A 23,017-nucleotide genomic window follows, 5' to 3' on the forward strand; every position below is an offset into this window, starting at 1 on the left:
CCAATGATAAAACATATACAATTTAAATTTTGCATCTTATTTTGTCTCTTCTTTTCACTAAATCTATTTGCAAATAATAGCATAGGAAAAGGAGGTTCTACAGAATTTTACAAAGAATTATATGCTCCTAGTCTACAAGATCCTCTAATTGATCTTGAAATAGGAAAAGCAATGGGTTCATTTAACCTTGTTGAAAAAAATAAAAGTTATACAAGTTCCATTAATCCAAACCAATTAACAGAATTTCCGATTGGATTGAAGGAAGTGATTGATAATGTAGAATATGGTATTGTCGTAACTAAAGCTAAATTTACACCAGACTATGCTTTAATCAATGTTTATGCACGCATTATTACGCCACAACAAGGCGCTGAAGGAGGTAAAAAAGAACTGTATTTTGGAGCTGAAGATGTAAAACTATCTTACCAAGGAAAGATTATTGGAGACGCTAAATTATCTCTTTTAGGAAATGTACATATTCCATTCAATAACAAAGAATGGTTGTTGACTTTAGAAGGAGGTTACCTTAATAAAAAAGAAGGATCTGGAGGAAACTCTGTGAATGACTTAACTTATGTTGTTATCGATTGTGACGGCATAAAAGAACTTTCACTAAAAGGTAATGTTCAAGTTTCTCGAAAAGTTTTAGTCCCTGTAGAACTTGAAACAGGAAAAGTAATAGAAGATGATGAAATACGTGTAAGAGGAGATTTCTCTGTGAAAGCAACCAATTGGAATGATTTACTTGTTAATGTTAGTATTTCACCTTTTGCCGTAACGAAACAAACCCAAAAAGAAAACCAAGGATACTTTACATTTTATGCCAATCAAGCCATATTAGATATGAGTGATTTACGCTCAGATCCTAATGTTGTATTTCCAGAATATTATGCAACTCACGGTTATTTGATTGATGGAACAGAAAGTTGGCGAGGATTTTATGTCGAATCTTTACATGTTGGTTTACCAAAAGAATTTAAAACAGAAAAAAATCGAACAGTTCCAATCTCATTTGAAGCTCATCATTTGATTATTGACCGTTATGGCGTATCAGGAAAATTTGCAGCAAACAATATTTTTCCTTTAAAAGAAGGTATAACAGGAGAAAAAAATGCATGGAGTTATTCACTAGATCAAATCGGAGTTGATTTAGCTGCTTCAAAAATAATTGGAGCAAACTTAAAAGGGCAAATGCAGCTCCCTATTCAAAATACCAAAGAAACTACAACCAATAATTTAGGGACATTGGCTTATACAGGATACATTACAGAAGAAGAATATTTGTTGTCTGTATCTGTTCAAGAAAAATTAGACTTTTCTATTTGGAGTGCAAAAGCATCCATACTTCCTGGTTCGTATGTCGAATTATTAGTCCGAAACAAAGAATTTTTACCAAAAGCTGTTTTAAATGGTTCGTTGGATATTGCAGCCAATGGTAAAGCTGATCAAAATAACACAGAAGGTCAAAAAGAATCTGAATTTACGGGCGTTGAATTCCAAGGATTAACACTGCAAACAAGAGGTCCTATCATGACAGTGGACTATTTTGGTACGAAAGGCGCTCATCAAATCGGTAACTTCCCTGTTACAATTAATAAAATTGTATTACAATTAAATGAAACGCAAGCCAATTTAGGTTTAGACATTACAGTCGGGTTACAAGATGGTAATTTTGCTGCAAGAGGAGCTTTTTTTATCAACGGAGTAGTCGAAACAAATAACCTTAGACAACGATGGAGTTATAATGGCTTTAGAATGTCAAAACTTGGATTAGACAGAGTTGATGTAGGATTTGCAATTGTTAGTGGAGAATTAGAATTTATGCGCGATGATCCTGTTTATGGAAAAGGATTCAGAGCATTTCTTTTGGCTGAAAAAGTAAAAGGTTTAGGAGAGAATGGAACAATATCTTTAAATGCTATTTTTGGTCGTAGTACATTCAGGTACTGGGGATTTGAAGGAATGGTTGATGGTTTAAAAATTAATACAGGCTATTTTAATATCACAGGATTTAGTGGAGGAGCATTTTACCGAATGATTCCAGATTCTCAGTTAAGTTTACAATATAAAAATAGAGCACTTGTTTTTAAACCAGATGAATCTGTAGGAGTAGCATTACGTGCAGGTATATTTGGAAACGTGGGATCAAAACAAGCTGTATCACTTATGGCTTCTTTTAATATTTCGACCAACAAAAACGGAGGGTTACGTAATATCGGTTTTATTGGAGAAGCAGAAGTAATGAATGATCTTACTTTGAGTTTTCCAAATCCATTAAACAAATTACAAGACAAAGTTCATGAAACAATTGGTGGACGATTTACACAAAAATTGACACAGGATTTAACCAGTGATAACAGTCCTTTAAAGAATGTATTGGATGTAAATGTTGATGATTATTATCCAACAGAACTTGCTGGAAATGCAGCTTTATCTGCTAAACTAGCGATGGATTATGATTTCAACAATAAAATATTTCATGCAAATCTAGATGTTAATGTAAGCGTAGGAGACTTCATTAAAGGAACAGGACCTAATGGTAGAGCTGGATGGGCAGTACTACATATTGCACCAGATGAATGGTATATGCATATTGGTACTCCTACTGATATGATTGGATTAAAAGTAGGTGTAGGAAGTTTCTATGTAAAATCTGAAAGTTATTTTATGGTGGGTGATCGTATTCCGGGCTCACCTCCTCCTCCTGTAGAAGTTGCTCAAATTCTTGGATTAGAACAAGGCGATTTAGATTACATGAAAAATCTAAATGCTATTGGAGAAGGTAAAGGTTTTGCATTTGGATCACACTTCAAATTTGATACAGGTGATATGACTGCGCTATTCCTTTATGCTCGTTTTGCAGCAGGATTTGGAGCTGATATTATGTTGAAAAATTATGGTGATGCTGTATGTAGTAACCGAGGAGGAAAACAAATTGGTATCAACGGATGGTATGCCAATGGTCAAGCCTATGTTTATTTACAAGGAGAATTAGGTATTAAGATAAAATTATTCTTCATCAAAAAGAAAATTCCTATTATCAAAGCTGGAGCTGCTGCTCTATTACAAGCACGTGGACCAAATCCGTTTTGGATGAGAGGTTATCTTGGTGGATATTATAATTTATTAGGTGGATTAATCAAAGGTAAATTCAGATTCAAATTAGAATTTGGAGAAGAGTGTAAATTAGAAAATGAATCTGTTTTAGGTGGAATGAAAATCATTACAGATGTTACACCACAAAAAGAGGATACCAATGTCGATGTATTTGCTATCCCACAAGCAACGTTTGCTTTAGCTGTTAACGAACCTGTTGTTATCCCTGAAGATGATGGCGATCATACCTACAAAATTATTATTGACAAGTTTACAATTATTGATGATGCTGGTAAAGAGATAAAGGGTAAAATTGAGTATGAAGCAAGTGATCGTGCCAACTTTGTATCAGAAGATATTTTACCTCCAAACAAAAAAATGAAAGCGGTAATCGAAGTGAGTTTCATGGAGAAAAAAGGAGGCGCTTATCAAGTGATGATGGTTGATGGTAAAAAAGCAACAGAAATAGAAGAACGTGAGTTTACAACAGGAGGTGCTCCTACTGTTATTCCATTACATAATATTCAGTATGCTTATCCTGTTGTCGATCAAAATAATTATTATAAAAAAGAATCAAACAAAGGTTTTATCAAATTAAAACGAGGACAAGATTATTTATTTGAAGACCCGAATTGGACGACTAAAACTATTTTGAAAGCCAAAGAAGGAAAAGATCTTGAAACTGATTTCACTTACGATCAAGCGGCGAATGAAGTACGATTTGCTATACCAGAATTAGCGAATAGAACTGAATATACTTTAGGAATAGTTGCAAAGTCTGCAAATGGTTCAAGTAATCAAACTTCGGATAATACCTCTACTAGCACGAATACGCAAGGTGAAGAAGAAGGTTCAGCTGTAGAAACAGAAACAACAACTAAAAAAGCGCAGAAATTATCAAAAGATGGAGAAATTGAGCGTTTAGCATTTGCTTTCGAAACGAGTAAATACAATACGTTAGAAGAAAAACTGAATCGTTTAAAATTCAACCATTATTGGGAGAAAGTGAGTTCGGATGTCATTATGTTACAAAATGCTACCACAAATGGAGACGAAGCCTTTGATATACCAGAATTAGTTGGAACAAAATACACGGATAATAAACCGTTGATTAATATCCATGCTTTAATGGAAGATGATTTTGCCAATAAATTCAACGGATTATTGTATTCGAAATATCCAATTGATGGATTAACATTAGATCGTCAAGAAGATCAGATTGGTATTCCTCCAATCAAGGCATTACCAGTATTTTCTTCCTACATCATGTATTTAGAAAATAATGAACCGAATAGTTTCTTAACGAACTATTTCCCTTACAAATATGATTTATTCAGGTATTATAAATCAGATTGGTACGAATTGGTTTCAAAAGCAGCGTCTAAATATATGAGCATACCAGCGAACAATCGACCTAGTGGGATCAATGAGTTGATAAATTCTTCTTACGGAATTGTACCAAAAGGAAAATATACCATAAAAGTACAGTACTTAATGCCAGGCGAAAAGAACGGAACACAGAAACAACTTTATTTTGAAAACAAATAATTAGAAAAAGATGAAAAACCTAATCATATTCCAACGCTTTATAATCTTAAGCTTCCTTTTTCTACTTCAATTCGTTGGGGCGCAACAATATCCAGTACAGGTAACGCCTGTACTGATTCCTCCTTATAGTTTGAAATTAGGAGATTATGCGACAACTAATGAGAATAAGTTACAAGTACAATTGTTAATGACCGATTTGATGGAACCAAGCCATCAAGTTCGTTTACGCTTTTCGTTAGAAAGTGGACTAAATGCCACACCAATTGCGCTCTCGAATCAATATGTAAACGGTATGCGAGATATTACGTTATCTCCAGGCGTTCCATTAATCTTAACCAATGTAGAGTTAAGAGCATTATTTCAGTTACAAAACCTTTCTGGTATTTCAGCTGCAAATTATGCAAAGACTTTACCACAAGGACAATACAATTTTTGTTTTGAAGTCGTAGATGTCAATACAGGTCGAACGTTATCACGCAAATCATGTTCAACAGCTTATTTTGTACAATATGATCCGCCAATGCTTTCGCTTCCTCAAAACAAGGAATTGGTACAAAAACAAAATGAAATTCAGAACATCGTTTTTCAATGGATGCCACGACAATTGGCTCCCAATACACGCTATATCTTTACGATGAAAGAAATATGGGATCTACAACGCGATCCTGTTACCGCTTTCTTAGCATCTCCTGTTTTATGGAAAGAAGAAGTGTACAGCAATTCCCTTTTTTATGGATTTGATAAAACACAGTTATTACCAGGTAAACGTTATGCATGGCAAGTACAAGCCAAATCAGGAAATCCTGTTTTAGGCGGTAATGCAACCGAAGACAATGGCGTGTATAAAAACAATGGATTGTCAGAAATTTTCTATTTTGATTACATCCAAGATTGTAAAGTACCAAGTTTTTTATCAGCCAAAAATGCAGGAAGAGGACGCGTAGAAGTTCGATGGTCTTATCCAGGCGAAAAACCAAATGGATTATACCGTATTCAATATCGCAAAAAAGGAACTACAAACGCTTGGATGGAACAAGATGCCTATCAAGAGATGATTTACATTTCTGGATTAGCCGATAAAACTGAATATGAATACCGTGTAGGTGCAATTTGTGGATTAGCGCAAACCTATAACAATGGTTACGAAAATGGGACAGATAATGCCTATTCGTACAGTAACACTCAATATTTTACAACCGATAGCGAAGATACTTCGAATACGGTTCAATGTGGCATGATGCCAAATATCAACATTACCAATAAGGCTCCTTTGCAAGATTTGTTGGTTGCCAATGATGTATTTACAGCGGGAGATTTTCCTGTAACAGTCATCAAGTCAACTGGTAATGGAACTTATTCGGGAGAGGGATACATTGTGGTACCTTATTTAGCGGATACAAAAGTAAAAGTAAGTTTTAGTAATATTCAGATTAATACCGATCGTCAATTGATTAGTGGTGTCATTGAAACAACCTACGATCCAAACGAATCTGCAGTTCATTATGTTTCAGGAACAGTAGACGACATATTTGGCGATGGCGGAATCAAGGAAATTAAGAGTGATTTCCCTATCGATTCTATTGTGTATAGTGCAACTCCACCTCCAGGTACAATTACGGTCATAGGAAAACCAGGTGAAAATGGTGAAGAACCACCACGTCAAACCTATGAGGGAGGCCGTGATACAACGATTGTAGATGGAGAAGGAAATATTTGGGAAGTTGACAAAGATGGAAATGTTACAAAAGGTGGTCAAGTAGATTCAAGTGGCCCTTCTACTTCAAAAAATACAGATGGTGTTTCAGGAAGTGGAAAAGATGCTGTGGTCAATCAATACACGGCTAAAGGAATTGAGTTAACATGGCAAACAACAAGTGCAACTAAATTTGATTTTGATACACAAGAAAAAACAGGTTTACCACTAAGTGATTACGAAACCGTAAAAGACAACAAAGGACAAACCATTGCAGTTCCTTACAAATTAGTTGTCAATGGACAGTCAGATATTTTACAAGCAGATGTTAAGCTAACAGATGCTTCGTTAAAAGACGAAAAAATCGTTTTCAAAACACTAAGTTCTGGTAAAAATATTGACGCAACCGAAACTAAGTTATCGGATACCAATCGTCGTTATGAGTTGACGCTAAAAGGTGCTTACAATTACCAAGAGGAAGATGTTATTGCGGTAATTGTGCCTAAAGATTCTTTGGCAAAACAACAAGTCGTTAGTTCGTTTAAGTTGGTGCATTTAAAAGCGAAAAAAGCCAAAGTACATTTGGTTCCGTTGGATGCAACTTCAAAAAACCGTTTAGAAGCGATAGAGAAAAACATTACAACTATTTATAAATCTGTTGGTGTCGATTACGAAGTTGTAAAAGAAGATGTTTTAGACATCTCTAGTTTAGGCATCGGTAATACAATCGAATCTGGCGATCCAAAAATCATGTCGACGTATGGAAGCGACCAAAAGAAGATTAATAATCTATACTTAAACAATCGTAGCAAAGAATTACGCTATGTGTTATTTGTAACAGATAAACAGTCTTCTACAGGTCAAGCTGGTTATATGCGCCTAAATGGACAGTTTGGGTATGTGTACAAAAATGCACCAATCAAAACAGCTGCCCACGAATTAGGACACGGAATCTTTAAGCTTGAACATCCAACAGCAAGCAACACAAAGTTGTTAATGGATTATAGTGAAAGCGAATTGCTATCACACAAAGATTGGCAACAAATCGGTGATCCAGCATTTAAGTTCTATGGTTTCCAAGATCAAAGTGAAGGGGAATTGGCTGGAGGTTATGCTATTTCACCAGATTATAAAGTATTTTCAGCAGGTACAACAAGAACAACATATTCTTCAAATAAATATATTGCTCCAGAAGGTACGTTATCTGGATTTGTATATGCAGTAGACGGTAAAAATTATTTATGGAATACTGATGCTAAACAATATTTAGTTAATGGTACAGGAGAAGAATTTAAAGATTTTGTAGATGTAACAAATACATATGATATTTCTAAAACTATTTACTTATTCTATGAAAATAATCTTGACTGTAATGAGCGCAAATATATTTCTGTAACGAATGGAAAAAGAGTATCACCGAAAGAGTTAATAAATTTAGGTCAATCTAAAAAAGTGGATTGGAAAATATTAGAATGTAGTTCATCAGAAAGTTCAGGAAATGGAGGTGAAAATTGGAAAGATGGTAGTAATGGTTCAGGAAATGGAACAAATGAAGAACTGTTACAAAAAGCCAATAAAATTATTGAAGATAAGATAAAAGCGCAGTTTCCGGAGAAAAACATTACCTACACATTGTTAGATAAAAATGACCCTGATTATGAACAAAAACTAGCAGAAGCGTTAAAAAAATCTAATCATGTCATCGCAACTTTAGAAGCAAATGGCGAACTAAAAATAGATTTTAGTTTTGAAACCCCAGATTGGTTATTAAAAATAATACCAGACGCAGGCAAATCGAATGATACATGTGGCAAAGAGTATATTAATGAAGCCTTAAAATCCTTAAAAAGAACAGATGCTTACAAAAGTGCACCACGAGCAGACCAAATAGCGATGGAAGTAGGCGTAGCAACCTATTCTGGCTTCTTTGGAATATTGTATTGTTCAACAAATGAAGAAAGTTGTAAAAATTCTTCTGTACCAGGAAAGTTTTTGGCAGGAGCAATAAACGAAGGAATTACAAACTTTGATGTTGTAATGATGGTAGAAGGAATTGTTACCATGGTTACAAAAGGCGGAGAAGCTATTGTAAACTCACCAGTTGTATATTATAATAATCTAAAAACAATTGCTATAAAAGGAGATGCTTCACCTAAAGAAGTATTGGGCGTTCTGTTGTTGCCACCAACAAATACGCATATTACGTTTATAGAAAAAGGAATAGAAATAGGCGAAGGTTTTATTAAAAATTATTTTACCGAATGTGACCAATATAAACTAAAAGATGGTTCTGTAGCCAATATGTGTCCTTATCGCAATGGACAAATAGCCATGATGGTTGCGCCTTTAGTAATTACCGGAGGAACCCTTGCCGTTACTAAACTAAAAGACATTGGTAAGTTTGCAAAATTGATAGGTAAGACCGAGAGTTTGGCAAAAAACATATTATCTTTGGAATCTAAGCTTACCAAAAAAGCTGTTATATTAGAGGAAAAAGCTGGTAAAACTTTAATAAAAAATACCGAAGGTAAAGTACTAAAAGAAGTAGATAGTACCAATGCTACTGATATAGAAAAAGCGTTAGATGAAATTGATGATATTGTTAAAGGTGCTGGAAAGGTACTTGATATCAATGAGCTAAAAGCTCTGAAAGAGGTAATGCCAACTGGTAAAAAATTAACTAATCTAAAGTTTATTAATTTTACTAAAGGATTTGATGCTGATTTTATTGCAAGTTTAGGTTCAAAATATGCAGATGATTTAACAAAAATTAAAGCTGGATTAGATAAAGGTGGAGATTTAACAGAGAGCATTGTATCAGAAGCACTGAAAAAACAAGGATATACAGTTACAAAGGATTTAGGTAAATATGGTCCAAATAATGGATTTGATGTAGTAGCCTATAAAGGAACTTTAGATAACCCAACAGAAATTATGATTATAGAGGGAAAACAATTTAAACAAAATAAAATATTAGACGAGTTTGACGATGTAAAGTCTGCACAAGGTTACGATGAACCAAGTGGATTAACAATAAATCCTGCCAATCCACAGACTGGTTTACCAACACAAATGAGTAAAAAGTGGACGTTTGAACATGTCGCGGATAAGCTCAATAAAAAAGGTGGTGAACATAAGAAACTCGCAATAGCATTAGAAAACGAAAATATTGTAGAACGTTTTGTTTTTGCTATTGACAAAAGTACAGGAGCAGGATATTTTACTAAACTTTCAGATAGATTTTAATATGATATCATTAATAGAAACTAACAATGATTATCTCGAAAGAGATAAGCGATTTTTAAAAATAGAAATATTAACAGATACTTGGGTTGGAAGATTAAAACAAAATAATCTCATTTTCGCTTTATATTCTTTTTTCGAAGAAAATGATATAAGTAAAGCTAAACAACATTTTTATGTATGTGGTCTACTTGATGCCTTTAGGATAGAAAGATATCAAGATAGGTTGTTTGATTATGATTTGACATTGATTGGTTATGCCATGTTATCAGATAATGTATCATTTATAAAAAATACTTTTGCTAAACTAAGTTATCAAAGTACATACTTAGATGATATTACCGAGAAGCCTGTTCCAATTACAATGGAAGAAAATGTTTTAGCAGGCGAAGCTGCAATTTTCACACATACTGTACAACAATTTTTATTAGGAAATGATGCATTAATCGAAAGAAACATTGAAATAATGGATAGAATTTGGTTTAATAAGCCAAATGAAAATAGCACATTGCAATATGATGTAAGGTTTTTTAAAGCATTATACCAAAAAAATATTTCGGAATGTGAAGCTATTTTAAAGGAGATGGTAAGTCCAAAAATTCATCAGAAAAGAAATGACGATGCAATTTTAAAAAAATACATTTCTATGCCTGCTTTGGGCTACGCAAAATTAGCGTGGATAATGGGATTGGAAGTTGATGTAAAAAGTAAACTGATACCAAAAGAGCTATTACCTATTCAACCATTAGAGAATTATGAAATTCCTTATGATTTTTTGAAAGAAAAGATCTAAAGGTAATGTATCAGATGTGTTGGTAACTCGTAAAAAACACACAAACAATACTTTAATTATAAAATAACTTTACTCAATAGTGGACTAATCTCTACTATTGGGTATTTTTATTGTACGTTCTTTGAAAACCAAAATTTGCGACAGCGATTGCCGTGTAAATCCTTTTTACGTAGCGTTGTAGCGAAGTAAAAAGATTGCAACAAAAAGCGCGGTTGTTCGCCCAAAAAATAAAACCATCACGAATGTTTACAAAGGAATCGGCGTAGATTTTGAAATCGTTGAAGAACCTATTTTAGATATTTCAAGTTTAGGAATAAATGATAAAATAGAATCCGGCGATCCAAAATTGATGCGTACCTATGGTAGTGATCAGATAAAGATTAACAACCACTATCTGAATACTCGTAGCAAAGAATTGCGTTATGCCTTGTTTGTAACAGACAAATCGTCTTCTACAGGACAAGCTGGTTATATGCGCCTAAATGGGCAGTTTGGGTATGTGTACAAAAATGCACTTCCTAAAACAGCCGCACACGAATTAGGACATGGAATTTTTAAGCTTGAACATCCAACAGCAAGCAACACAAAGTTGTTAATGGATTATAGCACAAGCGAAATCCTATCACACAAAGATTGGGAACAAATCGGTGATCCAGCCTTTAAGTTTTATGGTTTCCAAGATCAAAGTGAGGGGGAACATATAGATAAAGAATTTATATTAAATGAGGATGGTAATTTTATAAGTCCATCTGGAGAATTAGTATTCTTGAAAGAAGGAACTAAAATTTCGTTTTTATGTAATGAACCCAATCTGAATGGTTATAATGGAGTTTTGTATGGATTTGAAACGAAAGATGGAAAAAGATGGGTAAGTGATATAGCAATTGCACTTAATGAATTAAATTCATCTTCAGGAACTTTTAAAGGGTATTTCCAAGTTAGTCAAGCATCAAATAGTTGGGCAAAGGATACAAAAGGAAATCGTATTTTATATAACCAAGATATTTCTAATTTAAAAACAGGTGAACAAAATATACATTTTATACATGCTGTAAGAGATCAGGATAAAATTATTTATACGATTTTACAACAATCTGTTAATATTACAACTGATTGGTTACCAAAAAATAAAACTTTTAGTGGAAGTAAATACAAAGAACGAGACTATAATACTTCGTTAGGAGTAATAGAAACGATTACTTCTACAGGGTGTAAGTCTACTCCGCAAGAAGAAAAAGGTACTTTAGTAGACACAATCAAAAAAGATGGTTATACCTTAACTATTTACAAAAACGAAACGACTGGTAAATTTACAGTAGAGGTACAATTATTAGGCAAACCAGCGAATGCAACTATTGCAGAACAAAAATCGGCATTAGAAGCACAAATTAAACAACTTGCCGAGGAAAAACTAAATAAGCTAGGTGGATTAGACGGTACACCAGAAAAAGGTTTTAGAGAACAGACCGAAGACGGTGGCGAGTTCTATGTAAAAGACATGAACGGTCGCGAATGGCTAAAAACCATTGGAGATCTTGGTGAAAGTATTTGGGAAACGGCGGCAATGCCAAAAGAGTATTGGAATAAAGACGAAGCTTATGATAAAGCCAATATCCATATTCCACCTACTTTTGCAGGAGTTAGCGATGGTGTAATTGACGAAGTTACTGGCTATCCACAATTAGCAAAATTGGCTTACGATGTTTCTACAAAACAAGAAGTACGTAATGGTATTTGGAATAGCGTAAAAAATATAAGTCCAAGCTCTGTTTACGCATCTGCTGAAAGTGCCGTAAAAAATAAAATTGCAAATTATAATTTTTCAGATAAACCTTATTTGGGTTATCATGAAATAGGTAAAGATGGTGTACAGGTTGTATCTATGGCAATGGGAGCTGGCTTCTTTAAAAAAGGAGCAGACGCTTTAGAAGAAGGAACGAAAGACGTTGCTAAAAAAATTGAAAAAGAAGTAAAAAAAGACATAGAGAAAGCTTTTCTAAATAATATTGATGATGTTATCAATAATTTAAAGAAAAAAGCCAAATATGTTTTAGAAGGTACCGGAGAATACAATGTTGTTAAAGGACATCACCCTCTTGCTAAAAAAGCTTTTGAAGGTGTAGAAAACTATGATTACAAAAAGGCATTTAGTATAAAGCCTTCTTCTTTAGAAGATGCTTGGAAAACAGTAAATTCGGGTATCCCTCAAAATATACATGCTAAGGTTACAGGAAATCAAAATGCATTATATTCTGCTTGGAGAAAAGAGAATCCACTTAAACAGATGGAAATTGGTGAAATGGCTGATATAGAGATAAAAGCAATGGTTAACGCAGGGATCCCAGAAGATATTGCAACTGGTTGGGTTGTAAAAGGTCTAGAGGATTTACAATCAAAAGGAGTAAAAAGTATTGCAAATATCCCATGGAATGGTGTAAATTAAAATATAAATAAAATAATATGAAATCTAATAATGAAATTTTAAATGAATTTGGAAATATTCTTATCGAAAATGTTTATGATAGTCAGCTTCGGTTTATAATGAATAGTATTATAGATTTGTCTCAGACAGAGGATTATCTAAATCTGTTTAAAGGTATGAATGAAATTCAAAAAAAAGAAATAGAGAAATATACTAAAGAAATATTGTCCGGGGCATTATTTGATTTTCTTAAAGTATTAGAAGAAAATGATGGATATAAATTAGTTTATGGTAATACTTGTGACAATCAGTTAGATTTAAATAAGATAAGTGAGAATTTGAAAGCTGAACCTATTATTGAAAACGGTTGGATAGATAGGTTTAGTAAATACGCAGACGTAAAGAATAATAAAAATGAAAAATAACCCGATCGCGCGGATTTGCAACCCATGGAATGGTGTAAATTAATGTCAAGATAACAAAATAAATAGTTATGGAAACCAATAAAGAAATATTGGATCAATTTGGCATAAAAATAATTGATAATTGTTTAGATGGATTATTAAATCACTTTGAAAGTATTAGAAAAAAAGAAAATGTACCTCTTGTTTTTAAAACAAAAAAGGAGTTTTTAAACCATTTAGACAAGGATGAATATGAATTATTTAGAAAGATGTTAATTGATAGTGTTGGAATGGTTTTGTTTGAATTTTTTAATCTTTTTGAAGAAGATGAAAGATTTAAATTGATCTTCAAAGAAGACGGTAAAGAGGTTGATTTAGTAAAAATAAGTGAGAATTTGAAAGCTGAACCTATTATTGAAAACGGTTGGATAGATAGATTTAGCAAATACTCAAATGAGAGAGATAAATAAATTTCTATACCCGATCGCGCGGATTTTTAATAGATAAGGTCACGGGTTGCAAATCCGCGACATCGGGCTTAATGATATTGCTGCTAAAAAAGGCAACAAACTATCTTGGGAAGAAGTACAAAAATTCTTTAAACGTGGGAATGATTTTAATAAGAAAGTCAACAGTAAAGTGCCACCAAAGTATGATTTCAATGAAGTAACAGTTGAGCAAATTATTGATGGTAAGATAAAAAATATAGATTAGACGGCTATAATGATGGTTTAGAAATTGTTTCAAGAAAAGCAACAGACTTCGATGTTATCAAAACATCCACATTCGAAAGTTATTGTAATGAATTGATTAATAAGTATAAAGTGGGAACAAAAATTACAGCACCCAAATATTCTGAATTAAATGGTAAAACATTGCAAGGAAAATATAAACTGGAAGTTCCTAAGTCAAATGAAATATCGTCAAAGCTGAATGAGTTTAAAGAAATTGCAGGAAAAAAGGGAATTGAAATTGTATTTGAAATAGAATAATATGATACCAGAAAAAGAAATAAATATTTTGGGAAGAATTGATTACGCAAATAAGTTTCTTCATATAAGAGAAAAATATATAGGAGAAGGTAAATCTTTTTGGTTATTTAAAAAATCTGATATACTTAAAGCATTTAAAACCTTAGGATATGATATACAATATGTAGCAGATGGTACTTATGTAATAGATAGAAATAAAAGGAATCATCGTTTTGAATATCGTTTTGTTATTAGCAAGAATAATTTCAACGTATATATGTATATATATGTAAATGATATTTTACTTGAGGAGAGAATTTCAAATACAGGGTCATTCTTGAGATATCTTAATTTCAATCCAGATATTGCTGAAAAAATAAATGAAAATGGATTTGTATTAGATTCATTAGATAGATTGACCAATTATATACAAGATGTAATAGGATTATTAGATGAGTTTATCAATGAATATTGATTGGTAGTATTTCAAAAGATGCAGTAGGAGGGCAATCTGTTCATAATGCTATTACAGGGCAACAAAATTCTTTATATTCAGCTTGGCGAAAAGCTAATCCACTTAAGCAAATGGAAATTGGCGAGATGACTAATATAGAAGTCAAGGCAATGGTTAATGCAGGAATTCCAGAAGATATAGCAACAGGCTGGGTAGTAAAAGGATTAGAAGACATGCAAACAAAAGGCGTAAAAAGTATTGCAAATATTCCTTGGAATGGTGTAAATTAATTTAAAAAATAAATATATAATTATGAAAGAGAATCAAGAAATATTGGACAGGTTTGGAAAATATATTGTTTCTCAAGTATATGATGATTCAATAAAATATTTAGATGAATAATATAGATTTAACCCTTATTTACAACGAAATAGATTTTGTAAATAGATTTAAAATTTTAAGTACAAACCATAATAATTTCAGCGAAAGATTAAATGGTAATAAAAAGGAATTGTATGATAAAATTTTATCAAAATATGATTATAAAATAAAATATTTTAAGAAGGAAAATTTTTATAAGATTGAAGAAAATACCGATGGAGTATTATTTATCATCCAATTAGTGTTAAAGGACGGCATTATAGAACCTATGCTTTATATCAAAATTGGGGATAAGTATCTTGAACCTGACCATAGATTTGATTCGATTTGTGAAAAATTAGATAGTTCATTTAGTAGAAAAGATTTTCCTATTCCAAAATATTCTTCTGAAATAGAATTGAAAGAGATATTAGATGAGATATTTTCAATATATGAAGATTTTAAGAAGGAAATTTTAAAAACTTTATAGGGAGGAAGTACAAAAATTCTTTAAACGTGGGAATGATTTTAATAAGAAAGTCAACAGTAAAGTGCCACCAAAGTATGACTTCAATGAGGTAATAGTTGAGCAAGTTATTGATGGTAAAATAAAAAAATACGGTAATGTATCAGAGTTAGTGATATAAGATTTTTGTGAAGTTAAATTGTTGTTATTCAATAGTTTTTAATAATTATTTTAGATGATAAGAGTAGATGTATTCTACTCTTATTTATATTTGTGTTTCAAAAACCGCCTAAAATGCTTGAAACTTCTACCTTGTGTATCAGAGTTAGTGATACACAAATTTGTCCCTTTTGTTATTCAAGACAAATTGTCAAAAATGGTCATACCAAAACAAGAAAACAACAATTTTTTTGTAAAAAATGTAACCATAGATTTTTAGACTTTTACAGTTATAAAGGTTGTCATCTTCAAATTAATAGAAGTATAGTACAATTAGTAAAAGAAGGGTTAGGAATCCGTTCAATTGCGAGAGTTTTAAATATCTCAACTACTACATTACTCAAACGAATAATTCTTCTTGCTCAGAAGGCTGAACGTCCGATTTTGGTTTATGGTAAAAAATATGAGCTGGATGAATTAAGATTTTATATTCAACATAAAAAAAATCTTCAATGGTTAGTTTATGCTTTGGATCACCAAACAAGAAAAGTAATTAGCTTTTATATTGGAAAGAGGACAAATAAAACGCTTAATATTGTTGTGAAAACATTGTTATATTCTAAAGCAGAAAGAATTTGTACAGATAAATTACCTAGTTATAGATCTCTTATACCTAAAAATATTCATTGTACAAAACAATATGGTACGAATCATATAGAAAGAAAAAATTTAGATATAAGGACATCATTAAGAAGATTTCAAAGAAGAACTATATGTTTTTCTAAAAGTCTAAGAATTACAACCGCTATTCTGAAAATATATTTTTGGATGTAGAACCTATCCTAAAAAAAGATGAAAAACCTAATCATATTTCAACGCTTTATAATCTTAAGTTTCCTTTTTCTACTTCAGTTAGTTGGAGCCCAACAATATCCAGTACAGGTAACGCCTGTACTGATACCACCTTATAGTCTAAAATTAGGAGATTATGCGACGACGAATGAGAATAAGTTACAACTTCAGTTGTTAATGACCGATTTGATGGAACCAAGTCATCAAGTTCGTTTACGTTTTTCGTTAGAAAGTGGTTTGAATGCCACACCAATTGCGCTCTCGAATCAATATATAAACGGTATGCGAGATATTACGTTATCTCCAGGTGTACCGTTAATCTTAACCAATGTAGAGTTAAGAACCTTATTTCAATTACAGAACCTTTCGGGAATTTCAGCTGCAAATTATGCCAAAACTTTACCACAAGGACAATATAATTTTTGTTTTGAAGTCGTAGATGTCAATACAGGTCGAACATTGTCGCGTAAATCATGCTCTACTGCTTATTTTGTGCAATATGATCCACCAATGCTTTCGTTGCCTCAAAACAAGGAATTAGTTCAAAAACAAAATGAAATTCAGCATATTGTCTTTCAATGGATGCCAAGACAAGTTGCTCCAAATACGCGCTATATATTTACCATGAAAGAGATTTGGGATCTTCAACGTGATCCCGTTACAGCTTTCTTGGCTTCACCAGTTTTATGGAAAGAAGAAGTGTACAGCAATTCCCTTTTTTATGGATTTGATAAAACCCAATTGTTACCAGGTAAACGCTATGCATGGCAAGTACAAGCGAAATCTGGGAATCCTGTTTTAGGTGGGAATGCAACCGAAGACAATGGCGTGTATAAGAACAATGGATTATCAGAAATTTTCTATTTTGATTATATCCAAGATTGTAAAGTTCCAAGTTTTTTATCTGCAAAAAATGCAGGGCGCGGACGTGTTGAAATTCGTTGGTCGTATCCAGGAGAAAAACCAAATGGTCTTTATCGTATTCAGTACCGAAAAAAAGGAACATCAACCGCTTGGATGGAGCAAGAAGCGTATCAAGAAATGATTTACATTTCTGGATTAGCCGATAAAACAGAATATGAATACCGTGTAGGCGCTGTTTGTGGGCTTGCTCAAACGTATAACAATGGTTACGAGAATGGAGTAGACAATGCCTATTCGTACAGTAATATTCAATATTTCACGACGGATAGCGAAGACACCTCAAACACTGTTCAATGTGGGATGATGCCAGACATCAACATTACCAATAAAGCACCATTACAAACGATGTTAGTTGCCAATGAAGTGTTTACAGCAGGAGATTTTCCTGTAACGGTCATCAAGTCAACTGGTAATGGAACATATTCAGGCGAAGGATATATTGTTGTTCCTTATTTAGCGGATACGAAAGTAAAAGTAAGTTTTAGTAATATTCAGATTAATACTGATCGTCAGTTGATTAGTGGTATAGTTGAAACGACGTATGATCCTACAGAATCTGCAGTTCATTATGTTTCAGGAACAATAGACAGCATATTTGGCGATGGCGGAATCAAGGAAATTAAGAGTGATTTCCCTATCGACTCTATTGTGTATAGTGCAACACCACCTCCAGGAACGATCACAATCATCGGACCACCAGGTAAAAATGGAGAAGAACCACCACGTCAGACTTATGAAGGCGGAAAGGATATAACGATTACAGATCCTAATGGTACTATTTGGGAAGTAGACAAAGAGGGAAATATTACCAAAGGAGGACAAGTCGACCCAAGTGGCGCTTCTAACGGACAAAATACAGATGGCGTTTCGGGAAGTGGAAAAGGTGCTGTGGTCAATCAATACACGGCTAAAGGAATTGAGTTAGAATGGCAAGAAATTCCTTTTAAAAATAAGGAAACTCCATACACTAAATTTAGCTTTGATACACAAGACAAAACGAATTTACCGATAAGCGATTACGAAACAGTAAAAGACAGTAAAGGACAAACGATAGCTATACCTTACAAATTAGTTGTCAATGGACAAACGGATATATTACAAGCAGATGTTAAGCTAACAGACGCTTCGTTAACAGACGCACAAATTGTTTTCAAAACACTACGTTCAGGTAAGAAGATTGAGGCAACCGAAACCAAATTATCGGAAACCAATCGCCGTTATGAATTGACGCTAAAAGGTGCTTACAATTACCAAGAAGAAGATGTAATCGCGGTTCTTGTACCAAAAGATTCTTTAGCGAAACAACAAGTCGTTAGCTCGTTTAAATTGGTGCATCTTAAAGAGAAAAAAGCCAAAGTACATTTGGTTCCGTTGGATGACAAATCAAAAACTGATTTGACTAACATTCGCAAAAATCTGTTGAAAGTTTATGATGCTATTGGAGTAGACTTTGAAATCGTTGAAGAAAATGTTTTAGACATTTCAAACCTTGGAATAGGACAAAAGATTGAATCTGGCGATCCAAAATTGATGCGTACCTATGGTAGTGATCAGATAAAAATTAACAATCTTTACTTAAACACAAGAAGTAAAGAATTACGCTATGTATTATTTGTAACAGACAAATCGTCTTCTACAGGACAAGCAGGTTATATGCGCCTAAATGGACAGTTTGGGTATGTGTACAAAAATGCACCAACCAAAACAGCCGCACACGAATTAGGACACGGAATCTTTAAGCTTGAACATCCAACAGCAAACAACACAAAATTGTTAATGGATTATAGTGAAAGTGAAATCCTATCGCACAAAGATTGGCAACAAATAGGTGATCCAGCATTTAAGTTCTATGGTTTCCAAGGACAGGAAGAGGGAGAGTTGGCTGGTCGTTATGATTTAGATCCAAATCTAAAACCAATATTAGTCGATAGCAAATATATTTATAAAAAGGATGGAGTAAATGTACCAGTAGGTACTTTAAGTGGGTTTGTATTTGGGGATGATAATGATGAAGATTATTTTTATTGGGATTCAACTGAGAACGAATATGTAAATGCAAAGAATCAGAAAATAAATGCTTCTAAACATTCATCCAAATTTAATAGAAATACTAGTTTGGAAAGCTCAAAAGAAGTATTCCTTTATCAATATTTATCTAATTGTATTGTGAAATATATGTTGGTTTCTTATGGAGATGTAAAAACCAATAGTAAAGAACAATTAGCTGATTATTTCACATCTAATTATGCTACTTTATCTAAAGTGAAGATTACAAACAGTAACTATTACAAAGCTGGTATAACTAGATGTAGTTCTGCTAATCCTCAAGTAATAGATAAAGATAAAAAAGAAGAAGATAAAGGAGGTGATGGAAATTCTAATGGTAATGGGACACAAACCAATGAAGAACTGTTACAAAAAGCTAATAAAATTATTGAAGATAAGATAAAAGCACAGTTTCCGGAGAAAAACATTACCTACACATTGTTAGATAAAAATGACCCTGATTATGAACAGAAACTAGCAGAAGCGTTAAAAAAATCTAATCATGTCATCGCAACTTTAGAAGCAAATGGCGAACTAAAAATAGATTTTAGTTTTGAAACCCCGGATTGGTTAATAAAATTATTACCAGAGGCAGGAAAATCAGGAGATACTTGTGCCAAAGAGTACATAAACAAAGCATTAGAGGAACTAAAAGGAACATATGCTTACAAAAATGTACCACGAGCAGACCAAATAGCGATGGAAGTGGGTGCAGCAACCTATTATGGTTTCTTTGGAATATTGTATTGTGCAACAAATGAAGAAAGTTGTAAAAATTCATCTTCAACAGTTAAATTTATTACAGGTGCAACACATGAGTTGGCAGCTAGCGTAGATGTTGTACAGATAGTAGAAGGTGTTGTAGCTTTAGTAAAAGGAGGAGCTTCTGTTACGATGAAATCTTATGTAGATTATTACAAGAATCTTCAAAAAATTTCTCAAAATCAAGCAGCAAGTCCAAGACAAGCCTTAGAAGTTATTTTATTTCCACCAGCAAATAGTAGTATTACTGTTGTAGAAAAAGCGATAGAAGTAGGAGATAGTTTTATTAAAAATTATTTTACCGAGTGTGATCAGTACCAATTAAAAGATGGTTCTATTGCTGATATGTGCGCCTATAGATATGGTGAAATTACCGTAATGGTAGTACCAATCGTATTTACAGCGGGAGAATGGGCGATAACAAAAGTATCTGTTTTAAATAAACTAAAATTAGCTACAAAATTAAGTGACAACCTACTAGAAGCATCTATACAACTCGATAGAAAATTAGCAAGTAAAGGTGTGAAATTAGTAGACGAAGGAGCTGGTACAGTTTTAATAGAAACCAAAACAGGAAATCGTTTAACAAAAATAGAAAGTAAGAACCAAGCTGAAATCGAAAAAGCTTTGGATAACTTAACAGGTTCTCATATAGATGATTTAATAAAAGATTATCCAAACCTGAAAAAATGGTTAAATGATCCAGAATTGAAAAAGATTTTTGAAAAAGATTTTGGTAATGCATCATCAGATGTATTAAAAGCATTGGACAATCAGAACGCATTCGATGCTTGGAAGAATCTAAGAGAAAAGAATCCTAAATTAATTTTATGCAACTAATTATGAAAAAGGTATTATTAATAGTTTTTGTATTTCTAGGAATTATCCTAAATGCACAATGTTGGGCAAATGATTTATTTATTGACATAGCTAATTCTAAAAATGATGCTTTTAAAGCATTTTACAAAAATGCTCCAGTAGAAAATTATGATGCTTATAAAATACTTTCTGAATCTAAACAGTTAAGACAAGATCCTAATACATTAGAGGCTTTAGCTGGATTTACAAAGAAACAATCCGATTATATAAAAAATAATCCAGGAAGAATTGAAAAAATTATTGATAATCTAAAGAGTGAAAATGTACGTTGTACAACATGTACATCAGGTAGTAATAAGGGATTACCACCTATGCATGTTATAATTGATGATTTAGATTGGGCTCTTATCACTTTCAAAGATAAACCTGATGTAATAAAAGTATTAACAGAAATGTCTGCAAGTGGTCCAAAAGCCGATGGAGGAGCTTTTATGTTGAATACTTTGCGTAACAAGCCTAAAGAATTTATAAATTCTATAGAAGGATTTGAAATAAAATATTTACCAGACAGACAATTTGAAGCTGATATAAAAAGAGCGATTAACGGTAGAACTCATTTAGGAGAATATAAAAGTTACAAAAAAACAACATGGGAAAATTTTCCTAATAACACTGGTAGTGTTGATCAATTAATGGGATATTTAAAATCTGGAGAAGATTTTAGTTATACAGCCAATATAATGAAACTTGCAGATGCAGACAATCCTACTAGATTTGTAAAAGAGCAATTTCAGAAAGTTTTTAAGAAGAATGTAAATGAAATTTTTAAACCAACTGAAAAAGGAGGTATGAGTATAAGTAATATTAGAAAACAGTTTGGAGAAAATATAGAAACACCTAAAGACTTTTTAGATGAAATAAATAATTTTGATAGCAAAATTTATAAAAATATAATTGTTGAATAATGAAAATATTAGAAATAAAAGATAAAATAGGTAATTGGCAAATTATTAAAGATAAGATTTATTTTATTAAAGATAGTTCTATATTTAGATTGAATGACGAAATACCTATAATAGAATTGAATGATAATTATTGGGGTGTAATTTTTAAAAATGATTTTTTTAATGTATTTACAATAGAAAGTTTAAATACATTTTATGATTATAATGGAAACCAATTAAAGTTTTTAGAAGAAACATTCATTTATGATATTATTTCCCAAAAAGAATTTCTTTATCGAGATATAAAAGAAAATAAAATATTTTTTAGTGATGATTTTGTCTGCTTTGGTAAAATTGTGAATTCACATATTTATAAAAATTTATATTTATTTTTTATAAACAATGATAATCTATTATCATTGTTTATAAAAAATAAAGGAATAATATGGACTTATCAATTTAGTTTTCCTAAATTTTATAACGAATTACATTTAGATTACGAAGAGACCAAGTTAGAAAAATTTATCGGAGTTTATGAGAATGAACTTTGGATACTATTTTCAGGAAATAGAATTTTGGCTTTAGATATAAATACAGGAGAAGAACAATATCAATTCGAATCATTAAATAAAACACTAGATACTTCATTTTTTATTAATAATTGTTTTTTAGACGAAACAACAGGTGTAATCAAAATTTTGGCTTATCTCTATTATATAGAGATAGACACAAAAACAAAAACAAAAGAAGCTTTTATAAAAAAGGATTTCAAGGATTTTTCTATGGTCAATGGATCTTATTATGGCGGAGATATTATTTATTTTGTTGGTAATAACAAATCACAATCTATAAGTAATAACATCACCGGAATATTTAATACAAAAACACTAGAAATAGAATGGAGTTATGAACTAGAAATAAAAGATAAATTTCATTTTTTTGTAGATGTTCCACAAGCTAATGATAAATATTTTGGTGTAAAAGATAGTGAAAATACATTGTATTTATTTGAACGTGAATAATTCAAAAGCTCTGCCAACAATTCTAAACAAGGCATTTTT

Annotated in this window: 15 protein-coding genes; all 15 read left to right on the forward strand. The window is 32.3% G+C overall.

Annotation, left to right across the window (positions count from 1 at the left end; genetic code table 11):
- Nucleotides 1-3 precede the first annotated feature (3 nt).
- The 15 genes from E4J94_RS11990 to E4J94_RS12055 all read left to right on the forward strand — a co-directional run bounded on the left by E4J94_RS11990 (nt 4) and on the right by E4J94_RS12055 (nt 22,978).
- A complete protein-coding gene (locus E4J94_RS11990) occupies nt 4-4,644 on the forward strand; it encodes a hypothetical protein (protein ID WP_135836043.1) in 4,641 nt (1,546 codons plus the stop codon).
- 10 nt (nt 4,645-4,654) lie between these two features.
- Nucleotides 4,655-9,583: a fibronectin type III domain-containing protein gene (locus tag E4J94_RS11995; RefSeq protein ID WP_135836044.1), complete on the forward strand. Its 4,929-nt coding sequence runs from the start codon at nt 4,655-4,657 to the stop codon at nt 9,581-9,583.
- A gap of 1 nt (nt 9,584) precedes the next feature.
- Nucleotides 9,585-10,373: an Imm49 family immunity protein gene (locus E4J94_RS12000; RefSeq protein ID WP_135836045.1), complete on the forward strand. Its 789-nt coding sequence runs from the start codon at nt 9,585-9,587 to the stop codon at nt 10,371-10,373.
- A gap of 346 nt (nt 10,374-10,719) precedes the next feature.
- Complete coding sequence (locus E4J94_RS12005; protein ID WP_135836046.1) at nt 10,720-12,816, forward strand: hypothetical protein; 2,097 nt, start codon at nt 10,720-10,722, stop codon at nt 12,814-12,816.
- Nucleotides 12,817-12,833: 17 nt separating this feature from the next.
- The gene (locus E4J94_RS12010) at nt 12,834-13,220 is read left to right on the forward strand and encodes a hypothetical protein (protein ID WP_135836047.1); all 387 of its coding nucleotides are present in this window, start codon (nt 12,834-12,836) and stop codon (nt 13,218-13,220) included.
- Between the two features lie 68 nt (nt 13,221-13,288).
- Nucleotides 13,289-13,669, forward strand: coding sequence for a hypothetical protein (locus tag E4J94_RS12015; protein WP_135836048.1), 381 nt, complete (start codon nt 13,289-13,291; stop codon nt 13,667-13,669).
- Nucleotides 13,670-13,715: 46 nt separating this feature from the next.
- Nucleotides 13,716-13,913, forward strand: a complete 198-nt coding sequence (locus tag E4J94_RS12020) for a hypothetical protein (protein WP_135836049.1) — start codon at nt 13,716-13,718, stop codon at nt 13,911-13,913.
- Nucleotides 13,914-14,023: 110 nt separating this feature from the next.
- On the forward strand, nt 14,024-14,191 hold the full coding sequence (locus tag E4J94_RS17620; RefSeq protein WP_168801870.1) for a hypothetical protein: 168 nt from the start codon (nt 14,024-14,026) through the stop codon (nt 14,189-14,191).
- Between the two features lies 1 nt (nt 14,192).
- A complete protein-coding gene (locus tag E4J94_RS12025; protein ID WP_135836050.1) occupies nt 14,193-14,645 on the forward strand; it encodes a hypothetical protein in 453 nt (150 codons plus the stop codon).
- A complete protein-coding gene (locus E4J94_RS12030) occupies nt 14,642-14,914 on the forward strand; it encodes a hypothetical protein (protein WP_135836051.1) in 273 nt (90 codons plus the stop codon). Before E4J94_RS12025 ends, E4J94_RS12030 begins: the two co-directional genes overlap by 4 nt.
- A 104-nt stretch (nt 14,915-15,018) precedes the next feature.
- Nucleotides 15,019-15,474: a hypothetical protein gene (locus tag E4J94_RS12035; RefSeq protein WP_135836052.1), complete on the forward strand. Its 456-nt coding sequence runs from the start codon at nt 15,019-15,021 to the stop codon at nt 15,472-15,474.
- 270 nt (nt 15,475-15,744) lie between these two features.
- A complete protein-coding gene (locus E4J94_RS12040) occupies nt 15,745-16,443 on the forward strand; it encodes an IS1 family transposase (RefSeq protein WP_135836053.1) in 699 nt (232 codons plus the stop codon).
- 18 nt (nt 16,444-16,461) lie between these two features.
- A complete protein-coding gene (locus tag E4J94_RS12045; RefSeq protein WP_135836054.1) occupies nt 16,462-21,033 on the forward strand; it encodes a fibronectin type III domain-containing protein in 4,572 nt (1,523 codons plus the stop codon).
- Nucleotides 21,034-21,035: 2 nt separating this feature from the next.
- Entirely contained in the window at nt 21,036-21,977 is a 942-nt protein-coding gene (locus E4J94_RS12050; RefSeq protein ID WP_135836055.1) for a hypothetical protein, read from the forward strand.
- On the forward strand, nt 21,977-22,978 hold the full coding sequence (locus tag E4J94_RS12055) for a hypothetical protein (protein ID WP_135836056.1): 1,002 nt from the start codon (nt 21,977-21,979) through the stop codon (nt 22,976-22,978). The genes E4J94_RS12050 and E4J94_RS12055 overlap by 1 nt, the downstream gene beginning before the upstream one ends.
- Nucleotides 22,979-23,017: the final 39 nt, after the last annotated feature.

Origin of the sequence: Empedobacter tilapiae (genome assembly GCF_004785645.1) — a bacterium.
Classification (GTDB): Bacteria; Bacteroidota; Bacteroidia; order Flavobacteriales; family Weeksellaceae; genus Empedobacter; species Empedobacter tilapiae.

Excerpts from the sequence above, each read along its gene's own strand:
- E4J94_RS11990 (WP_135836043.1), top strand. The coding sequence starts at position 4 with ATGATAAAACATATACAATTTAAATTTTGCATCTTATTTTGTCTCTTC.
- E4J94_RS11995 (WP_135836044.1), top strand. The coding sequence starts at position 4,655 with ATGAAAAACCTAATCATATTCCAACGCTTTATAATCTTAAGCTTCCTT.
- E4J94_RS12000 (WP_135836045.1), top strand. The coding sequence starts at position 9,585 with ATGATATCATTAATAGAAACTAACAATGATTATCTCGAAAGAGATAAG.
- E4J94_RS12010 (WP_135836047.1), top strand. The coding sequence starts at position 12,834 with ATGAAATCTAATAATGAAATTTTAAATGAATTTGGAAATATTCTTATC.
- E4J94_RS12015 (WP_135836048.1), top strand. The coding sequence starts at position 13,289 with ATGGAAACCAATAAAGAAATATTGGATCAATTTGGCATAAAAATAATT.
- E4J94_RS12025 (WP_135836050.1), top strand. The coding sequence starts at position 14,193 with ATGATACCAGAAAAAGAAATAAATATTTTGGGAAGAATTGATTACGCA.
- E4J94_RS12035 (WP_135836052.1), top strand. The coding sequence starts at position 15,019 with ATGAATAATATAGATTTAACCCTTATTTACAACGAAATAGATTTTGTA.
- E4J94_RS12040 (WP_135836053.1), top strand. The coding sequence starts at position 15,745 with ATGCTTGAAACTTCTACCTTGTGTATCAGAGTTAGTGATACACAAATT.
- E4J94_RS12045 (WP_135836054.1), top strand. The coding sequence starts at position 16,462 with ATGAAAAACCTAATCATATTTCAACGCTTTATAATCTTAAGTTTCCTT.
- E4J94_RS12050 (WP_135836055.1), top strand. The coding sequence starts at position 21,036 with ATGAAAAAGGTATTATTAATAGTTTTTGTATTTCTAGGAATTATCCTA.
- E4J94_RS12055 (WP_135836056.1), top strand. The coding sequence starts at position 21,977 with ATGAAAATATTAGAAATAAAAGATAAAATAGGTAATTGGCAAATTATT.